Below are 9,431 nucleotides of genomic sequence, written 5' to 3'. Positions count from 1 at the left end.
TCTTCGGCGCCGATTGACAGAGCCGGAAAAAAATGCTAAAATAATTGAGTTAATTACTGGTAGTCGTAGTGAAGAAAAGTAGCGAGTGATGAAAGGTTGCCCGCTGCTTTTCTTTTTTTATGCCAAAAAAATTCATGATTCACCGCAAGAAAAGGAGAAAACAATGCCCCAGACCAGACTGCAGAACATCGTGTACACCATCATTATGGCCATCATCATGGTATACGGCATGATCGTATACAACGTGGCCCTGAGCACCGGCGGCGTGTCCAACGCCACCTTCTTCATGGCCCTCCATGAGCTGCCCATCATGGCACCCATCGCCATGATCCTGGAATACTTCATCGTGGAAAAGCTGGCCACCAAGCTGGCCTTCACGGTGGTGCGTCCCACCGACCGGCCCCAGATCATCACCTACGCCATCTCCACCATGATCGTCTGCATCATGTGCCCCACCATGAGCCTGATCGCCACCCTGCTGTTCAAGGAGCCCAGCTTCGGCACCTGGGTGCAGACCTGGGGGCTGAACATGCCCACCGCCCTGATCTGGCAGCTGCTGTTCGCCGGTCCCCTGACCCGGCTGATCTTCCGCGCCATCTTCCGCAAGCAGCTGGCCGAATCCGCCGCCAAGCACTGAGGGAAAGCCAAACAAAAAGTCCCGTACCGCCACGGTACGGGGCTTTTGTTTGTCAGTGGGAGTTACAGGGTCTCCAGTTCCCCGTTCAGGCGCAGGGTCTGGCCTGCGGCCAGTTCCACGGTGCGGGTCTTGTCCCGGCAGCACAGGGTCAGATGCAGGGGGGAATCCGCCGTGAGCACGGCCTGCTGCAGGGTTCCGGCCTGCCAGGTCATGGACAGCCCCGCGTTGCCCCGCAGGCGCAGACCATCCACCCGGCCGTCCGCCCAGGCGGCGGGCAGGGCGGGCAGCAGCACTGCCTTGTCCTCGGCGCTGTAGACCAGCATCTCGGCCATGGCGGCGGTGGCACCGAAGTTGCCGTCGATCTGGAATGTGGCGCCGTCCCGCCGGGGATGGCTGTCCATCAGGTTGGGGAAGGTGGAGTTCTTCAGCAGCACCTGCAGGTTCTCGTGGGCCTTTTCCCCGTCCCGCAGGCGGGCCCACAGCCCGATGATCCAGGCGCGGCTCCAGCCGGTGTGCCCGCCGCCGTAGGAAAGGCGGGTCTCCAGGGTCTTGCGGGCGGCGGCAAAGGTGTCCGGGGTATCGGGGGTGATCTCCTGCCCGGGGTACAGCCCATACAGGTGGGAGATGTGCCGGTGGCCGGGTTCCGCCTCGTCCCAGGGGCGGCGCCATTCCAGCAGGCGGCCGTCCGGGCCGATCTGGGTGGGACGCAGCCGGTCACGCAGGCCGGCGATCTGCCGGGTCAGGTCATTGTCCCGGCCCAGGGTCCGGCTGGCCTTGAGGAACCCGTCAAAGAGGTCCCGCAGGATCTGGTTGTCCATGGTGGGACCGATGCACATGCAGCCGTGGGTGCCGTCGGGCAGGATGTAGGTGTTTTCCGGGGAGACGGAGGGGTTGGTCACCGCGTACCCTTCCTCGTCAGTCTCCAGGAAGTCCGCAAAGAACCGGGCGGAATCTTCCAGAATGAAATAATACCGTTCCAGCATGGCCCGGTCCCGGGTATAGGCATAATGCCGCCAGATGTGGGTGCAGGCCCAGGCGGCCCCCATGACCCAGTAGGAGGCGGGGATGTACTGGTCCTGGGGCGCGGCGTCGGCGTACAGATCGGTGTTGTGGTGGGCCACAAAGCCCCGGCAGCCGTACATTTCCCGGGCCATGCGGCGGCCGGTGTCGTCGGCGTCCAACCGGGCCAGCAGGTCAAACAGAGGCTGCTCACAGGGGCCCAGGCCGCAGGGGCCCGCCGGCCAGTAGTTCATTTCGATGTTGATGTTGATGGTGAACCGGGCGCCCCAGGGCGGGGTCAGCTCCTCGTTCCAGATGCCCTGCAGGTTGGCGGGCAGGCTGCCCGGTCGGCTGGAACACAGCAGCAGATACCGCCCGTAGGCAAAGTACAGCGCTTCCAGCCCGGGGTCGCAGGCCCCGTCGGCACAGGCCTGCCGGCGTTCGTCGGTGGGGATGGCGTCCCGGCTGCCGTCCCCCAGGTGCAGGTGCATGGTATCGTAGAATTTCCGGTAGTCGGCGATGTGGTCGGCCTCCACTTTCCCGAAGCCCTTTTCCCGCACACCGGCCAGGGTCCCGGCGCAGGCAGCCCGGGGGTCCGGGGTGCGGAAACCGGTGGCGGCGGTGAGGTAGAGCACCGCTGTGGCGGCGTCCTCCACCGTCAGGAACTCTCCGGTCACCCCCACCCGGCCGTCACATTCGGCGGCGGTGAGCATGGCACAGTAGGTCACGGCACCGTTGCCGGTGCTGCCCTCCATCCAGATGGCGGCCTTGTCCCGGCCCACCTTGTCCAGCCCCGCCGGACGGGTGAGGCGGCAGCGGAAATGCAGCCGGCCCTCCCCTTCGGCTTTCAGCCGCAGGGCGATGACGTTGTCCGGCGCACTGCAGAAGATCTCCCGGGTATAGGCGGTGCCGCCGCTGACAAAGGACACCGTCTGCACGCCCCGGTCCAGGTCCAGGGCGCGGCGATACTGTTCCACCGGTTCTTCCAGGTCCGCAAAGTCCAGGAACCAGTCCCCCAGGGTCTGGTAGGCCCGGGCATTCTCCGGCGTGCCGGACAGGGCCTGCAGGGCCAGCTGTTCCGCCTGGTGCACATGGCCTTCCCGCAGCAGCCGGCGCACCTGGGGCAGCGCGGCCTTGCTGTCCGGGTTCAGGCGATCCATGGGCGGACCGCTCCAGACGCTCTCCTCGTTCAGCTGCACCCGCTCTTCCGTCGGATGCCCAAACACCATACAGCCCAGACGCCCGTTGCCGCAGGGCAGGGCTTCCTCCCAGACCCGGGCAGGCTGGCGGTACCAAAGTTCCATATGCTTCCTCCTTGGGTGGAATTTTCACAAAAAACCGGTCGGGCCTCCTGTCCTGCCCGACCGGTTCTGTCCCTTTGATTCGAGTATAAGCCGTCGCACAGCCCTTGTCAACGAGGCCTGCAACATTTTTTTGCAGGGCAAGAAGAGCAGCTGTCCTCAGCGTTCCAGGATGAGTTCCACCGCCTTTTCCAGCAGTTCGTCCCGGCCTGCGGCGATACCCTCCACGGTGGGATAGCAAAGCACATCCGGCTGCAATCCCACCCGCTGGGTCTCCTCCCCTTCGGGGGTCAGCACCCCAATGGTGGTGAACCGGGTGCGGCATCCGCCGGGAAGGCTGATGTACAGGGCGTCGCCGTCCGCCCCCACCGAGGGACTGCCCACCACCACCGCTCCGGGGGCCTGCCGCAGGGACATGATGGTGAACTCCGCCTGACTCTGGCTGGTCTCATCCATGAGCAGCACCACCTTGCCGGTGTACAGGGGATAGGGTTCCGTGCTGTCGGACAAGCCCAGCTGGGCCATGCTCCCCGCTCCGCTGCTGAAGGTCATCCGGGAAAAACGCCCCGGGTCGGCCAGACTGGGGATTTCCAGAACGGCAAACGCTGTGGGGGCGGGGTTCAGGTATTCGGCCAGCAGGAAGCGGATGTCCACCGACGGATACTGCCGCAGGTCCACCACCAGGCCGTCGGTGTGGGCAAAGGTGTCCATCAGCTGTTCCAGATCCCCCTCCTGCAGGGTGCCGGGGGCAATGTAGCCGATGCGCCCATCCTCTATCAGGGCGCTTTCCCTGTCTGCGGGGCCGCCGTAATAGCTTTCCCGGTTGGGCACCTCCACCGTCATTTCCTCCCCGTCCCGCCGCAGGGTGACCCGGGAGGTCTCCCCCGCCGCGCTCATCAGGGGGTAGAACAGGGCGTTGACGAACTTGTCCGGTTCCGGCAGGGGGAAATACGCACTGAGTTCGGCAATGCGGTCGGCCATGGTCATCCCGTCCACCGCCAGCAGCACATCCCCGGGCTGCAGGGCGGTGCAGTCCGCAGGCACTGCTTTCACCACCACTTCCCCGTCGATGGAAAGGAAGGTGCAGGGCAGGCAATAGCTGCCGTAAAAGCGCAGGAGGCTCAGGTTGGGGGTCTCCAGCATCACATGGTTGTCGCCGGTCTGGGCGGTGAGGCGGCCCAGCGCCCGCTCATAGCCGGTCCTGTCCTGTGCCGCCAGCATGTCGCCGATGGCGCTGCGCAGGGCCTGGTCCCAGTCCATGCGGGTGATGTCCACGTTGGGGGAGAAATACTCGAAGGCATTCCAGAACCGGAAGGCCCCCAGCAGCCGCAGGCCGTCGTCGGTGCCGTCAAAGTCCGGCCAGGGATCTTCGTTGGAGAAATCCACCCGGCCGTCTTGCTGGGCGGTATAGGCGTAGGTCCAGTCCCCCGCGTGGGTGTGGGACAGGTTTTCCAGCCAGGTGCACAGCTCCTCGCCCAGAAAATCCCGGTCGGAGATCCAGCTCATATCGTTTTGGGTGCCCGGGGCACTGGCCAGCATCTCCAGTTCCGGTCGGGCCGCCTCGGCGGTGGCCTGCTCAAAGGGGAACCGGTTCAGCCAGTCCAGCAGAACGGCGTTGACCGCCTCCTCGCTTTCCGCCTGCACCACCAAGGGCAGTACCCGGAAAAGTTCCGCGTCCCAGTTGATCTGCCCCGCAATGACCGAGGGGTGGCGGTATTTCACATACCCCCACACCTTGGCCAGCTTGTACAGGGAGTCTTTCTGGAAGTCGGTGGCGTCATCCAGCACAAAGCCGGACCCGTGTTCAAATTCCCGGTCCAGGTCCCGGGGCAGCATCCCGGCGTTGGGGTCGCCTCCCTTCACCGCCAGCACCCCGATGCAGACAGCCAGCAGCACTCCGCACAGAATCAGCCAGAGATACTTGCGGATGGTCTTTTTCATGGTCGGTCCCTCCTTGGCAGGGAATGGTATACGCCGGAGCGCCTGTTCCGGCTTTCCTTTTCCGGAATTCTCCCGCAATTTCAGTGTATTCTCTTTTCCGGGCACAGGCAATGGGCAGTCTGCATAACCGTGTGGAAAGCTTCTTATGCAGGCTGCCGGCCCTTGTGAAATTCCGGGATATTTCCTATAATGGAAGGAAACACGGCCCCGCCGTGGATCCATCCAGAAAAGGAGGCAGCAACCGTGACCGGGATCTGTCGGGCAATCTTCAAGGCTATCCATGAGGGAAAATGGCTGCAGGTGGAATACAGGAACCAGAGCGGCCAGACCACCCGGTACTGGCTGGCCATCAAAGGGCTGAACCCCCGCACCGGCCAGATGACGGTGGACGGGCTGCATCTGGGCCGGCACACGGTGCAGGAACTGCTGGTGCGCATTGAGGGGATCCTGTCGGCCGAGGTGATCGAGGGGTCCTGGTGTCCGGTGAACGAAACCCTGGTAAAGGATATCCTGAAACATCCCCACCGGTATGAGGCCTGGTTCGGCAACGCCGCCAATCTGCGGGTGCTGAACTATCTGGCGCTGTGCAACAAGCTGGACAACACCCCCTATCAGACCGACTACGCCCTGATCCGGTATCTGGACGGGGACAGGCTGGCCACCGGGGACATGGCCCTGACCGATGCGCAGTTTGCCGCCATTGTCCGGCAGTTTCAGCACCGGCCGGAGGGCCCGAAGGACGGCAAGCCCATGCAGCTGCGCCAGCTGGCCATGAATCTGCTCAGCGTGGACACACCCCAGGGGTTGTATGTGCTGGCGTACCGGCCGCTGCTGCTGGACGTGGCCAACCGCCGGCTGCGGGCCGCCGAGGACGCCGTCATCTGCCGGGAGTTCACCATCGACGGGGCCAAGATCAGCGCCCACAGCTTTCTGGACGCGGACGACTATGCCCTGCTGGAAGATTTCGACCGCAACGCCGAGGCCATCAAGGACCGCATCACCTGCACCAGCCGTAACCGCTGCCGGGTCAATGACATGCCCTATCTGCTGGCCATCGGGCGGGATTGTCTGGTGGACCTGGAACAGGAATACAAGGGCATCACCGATCTGTTCGAAAATGCCGACGGCACCGGCCCCACCCCGCCCATCCGGGCCTTTTTCGGCCAGATGACCGTCCGGCCGCGCCGGCACAAGTCCTTTCCCCTGGCACTGCTCAACAACCAGGCTAATCTGGACCAGCTGCTGGCCATCAACAACGCCATGCGCTATCCCCTGGCCTATGTGCAGGGCCCGCCGGGTACCGGCAAAACCAGCACCATCGTGAACACCATGACCACCGCCTTTTTCAATGAGCGCACCGTGCTGTTTGCCTCCTACAACAACCACCCCATTGACGGTGTGGTGGAAAAGCTGCGGAATCTGACCTACCGGGGCCAGAAGATTCCCTTTCCCCTGGTACGGCTGGGCAACCGCGGCTGTGTGGGGAAGGCCCTGGATGACATCCGGCAGATGTATGAGGCCTGCCGGAACCTGACCATCTACGAAAAGACGCTGGACCGCAACCATGCCCGCCGGGCCGAGCAGGCCCGACGCCTGACCGAACTGCTGGAACGGTACGAGGAGATCCTGGACCTGCAGGAACGGAAGGAGACCATCCGCCGCCTGCTGGAAGCCCGCAGCCACCTGAATTTCCAGTATGAGCTGCAGGCCGGACAGCTGCCCCAGGTGGAGGCGAAGCTCAAAAGCCGGGGGACCGTGACCACCGGGGACGCCCTGGCCCTGCTGGACCAGGACACCGAAGGTTTTCTCAAATATCTGTACTACACCTCCGCCCGGTACATCCGCCGGCTGGGGGAGCCGAAGAACAAGGATTTGCTGGACATTGTGTACAGTGAGGCGGACGGGAAGGAACGGATCAACGCTTTCAACCAGTACCTGTCCAAAACCGAAAATCTGAAAAAGTTCCTGCGCATCTTTCCTTTTGTGGCCACCACCTGTATTTCCGCCCAGCGCCTGGGCGCCCCGGAACCGGTGTTCGACATGGTCATCATGGACGAAGCCAGCCAGTGCAACACCGCTGTGTCCCTGGTGCCCATCCTGCGGGGAGAATCCCTCATGCTGGTGGGTGACCCCCAGCAGCTGCAGCCGGTGATCCTGCTGGACCCCCATGACAACGCCCTGCTGCGCCGCCGCTACCATGTGAGCGAGGAATACGACTACATCCAGAATTCCATCTACAAGTGTTTTCTGGCCTGTGACGCCGTCAGCGACGAGGTCCTGCTGCGCTACCACTACCGCTGCGATCCCAAGATCATCGGGTTCAACAACCGGAAATACTACAACGGCAAGCTGGAAATTGCCAGCCGGGGAGAGAATTCCCAGCCGCTGGTCTACCTGGACATTCCCGAGGACACCACCCGCGAAAAGAACACCGCTCCCGCCGAGGTGGCGGTCATCGACCAGTATCTGGCCGAACATCCCGGCGTTTCGGTGGGCATCATCACCCCCTTTGTGCGGCAGCGCGACCTGATCGAAGAGATGCTGAAGGAACGCAGCTACGAAAACGTCAGCTGCGGCACCGTGCATGTCTTTCAGGGCGACGAAAAGGACGTGGTGCTGTTTTCCCTGGCGCTCACCGACAAGACCGGCCCCAAAACCTACCAGTGGCTGAAAAACAACAAGGAGCTCATCAATGTGGCCACCTCCCGGGCCCGGGAACAGCTGATCCTGCTGTGCAGCTCCCAGGCCCTGGAACGCCTGCACACCGGCCAGACCGATGACGACCTGTACGACCTGTACCGGTATGTGCAGACCTGCGGCGTGTCGGAGGTGGTGCCCAAACCGGCGGCGTCCCGGGCATTGGGCATCAAACCCTACAGCGCCCGGACCGAGGATGCGTTTCTGGAAAATCTGAATCACGCCCTGGACAACGTCTTCATGGCGGGCAGCCGCTGCGTGGTGCGCCGGGAAGTACCCATTGCCCAGGTATTTGAGAACAATCCCGGCGCCATCGACCTGTTCTGCACCGACCAGTTCGACTTTGTGGTGTACCAGCGGGAAGGCCGCCGCCTGGACCCCATTCTGGCCATTGAACTGGATGGACAGGCACACCGGGAAGACCCGGTGGTGCAGGAGCGGGACCGCAAGAAAGCGCAGATCTGCCGGGAACAGGGATTTGAGCTGATCCGGGTGGACAACACCTACGCCCGCCGTTACCACTACATCAAGGAGATCCTGATCCAGTACTTCAACCGTCGGTGAGGATCTTTCCTCCGGAAACCGTACCGCAAAATCTGGAAACATTTTTCCCGTTGCACTTTGTCGGGATTCTGTGCTACCCTTATAAAAGGATTTATTGCAAGGGAGTGCTTATCCATGAATGTGCTGATCAGTTCCATGGAGTATGACTTTCATACCCTGGTCAAGGTGGCCGAAATGGCAGGTCTGGCCGGGGTGGTTGGATTCCACACCGCAGGGGACGACTATCTTCTCACCTTTCCCGATGTAGAAAACGCGGACAAGATGGTGGAAGACTACAAAGCCCGTCTGCGGGATCTGGAAAACAACATCTGGTCCCATTGAGGGGTTCAGAATCCAGTCAGCAATGACGTTCTTTTTGGGTTATCGCAATAAAAAGCAGCTCTACACACGGTGTAAAGCTGCTTTTTTCTTTGCCGGAAAGGATAAAGTCACAGAATTCCATAAGACTTTTTTGTGTGCGTCATCAGTGGGAGCGTTAAGAAACCGTTCCTGCGGAACGTTTTTAGTGACCAGTCCCCGCGAGCTGAACGCGAGCCGCAGGTGATGCGTGAAGCCGCCCCGCAGGGGATGGCGCAGCCCCCTTTCTGACCAATCAGGCACCCACAGAGACCCGCGCTCTAAAAACGGTCCACTGGACCGTTTTTGCTCGCCGGAGCAAGCGGCGGGCCCGAGCTGTTCTCGTCCCCGATGGCGCACCGGGTACTGCTTTCCCGAAGGCTGAACAAATAAAAAAGCCCTGCTTTCCAGCAAGGCTTCTTTTTGGAACATCGCAACACTATAGATGCCACGGCCTTCGCCCGTTCGCAAGCGTCCTGCCTATTATTTTTTACTCCATAGGAGATAGTTCTCCGCTATGAGCCTCCAGAGCTTCGATGTGGTGATCCTGTATCAAGATTTCCATCTGGCTGATGGCGATGGCATTGAGCTTTGCCAGCCGCTCGGCCTGACTCCTAAACGCATCGAATTCGACACGGTTAAAAGACGGGTTGTATAGAGATTCCCAAACACCCAGGAACTCAATCGTATTCCGGTTCCGCAGCCAGTTTTGGATAATGTAGCGAGGATTGTCGCTGTCCTTCAGCTTGGCGATGTCAGTCAAGCTGATAAAGTCATCTCGCTCGGAATTCCATTGTACACTAATTTCCGCTCCCTTGACAACCAGCTTGTCCGCTCGTCCGAACCTCTTTGCTGATTATTTTTTGGAGCAATCCCCGACAACCTTCCTCCACATCCCGCCAGGTCGTGTCGAAATCGTCGGTGTACCACGGATCGGCTACCTCGCCGGGGCGGTC

General features: G+C 61.7%; 6 protein-coding genes. 3 read left to right on the top strand and 3 right to left on the bottom strand.

The features are described from left to right. The first annotated feature begins 163 nt into the window (after positions 1-163). Entirely contained in the window at positions 164-637 is a 474-nt protein-coding gene (locus Q0K17_RS08775) for a DUF2798 domain-containing protein (protein WP_294542355.1), read from the top strand. 62 nt (positions 638-699) lie between these two features. On the opposite strand, the gene Q0K17_RS08770 is transcribed toward Q0K17_RS08775, so the two are convergent. Both Q0K17_RS08770 and Q0K17_RS08765 read right to left on the bottom strand, forming a co-directional pair. Next, positions 700-2,940 (bottom strand): glycoside hydrolase family 95 protein, encoded by a 2,241-nt coding sequence (locus Q0K17_RS08770; RefSeq protein ID WP_294542353.1) that lies wholly within the window; start codon positions 2,938-2,940, stop codon positions 700-702. A 156-nt stretch (positions 2,941-3,096) separates the two neighbouring features. Then, entirely contained in the window at positions 3,097-4,878 is a 1,782-nt protein-coding gene (locus Q0K17_RS08765) for a S41 family peptidase (protein WP_294542352.1), read from the bottom strand. A 243-nt stretch (positions 4,879-5,121) separates the two neighbouring features. Between Q0K17_RS08765 and Q0K17_RS08760 the strand changes: the two genes are divergently transcribed. Continuing rightward, complete coding sequence (locus Q0K17_RS08760; RefSeq protein WP_294542350.1) at positions 5,122-8,139, top strand: AAA domain-containing protein; 3,018 nt, start codon at positions 5,122-5,124, stop codon at positions 8,137-8,139. A 114-nt stretch (positions 8,140-8,253) separates the two neighbouring features. Next, positions 8,254-8,460: a hypothetical protein gene (locus Q0K17_RS08755; protein WP_294542348.1), complete on the top strand. Its 207-nt coding sequence runs from the start codon at positions 8,254-8,256 to the stop codon at positions 8,458-8,460. A gap of 505 nt (positions 8,461-8,965) precedes the next feature. On the opposite strand, the gene Q0K17_RS08750 is transcribed toward Q0K17_RS08755, so the two are convergent. Then, complete coding sequence (locus Q0K17_RS08750) at positions 8,966-9,280, bottom strand: KilA-N domain-containing protein (protein ID WP_294542357.1); 315 nt, start codon at positions 9,278-9,280, stop codon at positions 8,966-8,968. Positions 9,281-9,431 lie beyond the last annotated feature (151 nt).

Origin of the sequence: uncultured Gemmiger sp. (assembly GCA_944388105.1) — a bacterium.
GTDB lineage: Bacteria > Bacillota > Clostridia > Oscillospirales > Ruminococcaceae > Gemmiger.
Note: the sequence above shows the minus strand (reverse complement) of the source record. Positions and strands in the feature narration are given on the sequence as shown.

Coding starts and splice junctions, on each gene's coding strand:
- Q0K17_RS08775 (WP_294542355.1), top strand. CDS start 164: ATGCCCCAGACCAGACTGCAGAACATCGTGTACACCATCATTATGGCC.
- Q0K17_RS08755 (WP_294542348.1), top strand. CDS start 8,254: ATGAATGTGCTGATCAGTTCCATGGAGTATGACTTTCATACCCTGGTC.
- Q0K17_RS08765 (WP_294542352.1), bottom strand. CDS start 4,878: ATGAAAAAGACCATCCGCAAGTATCTCTGGCTGATTCTGTGCGGAGTG.
- Q0K17_RS08770 (WP_294542353.1), bottom strand. CDS start 2,940: ATGGAACTTTGGTACCGCCAGCCTGCCCGGGTCTGGGAGGAAGCCCTG.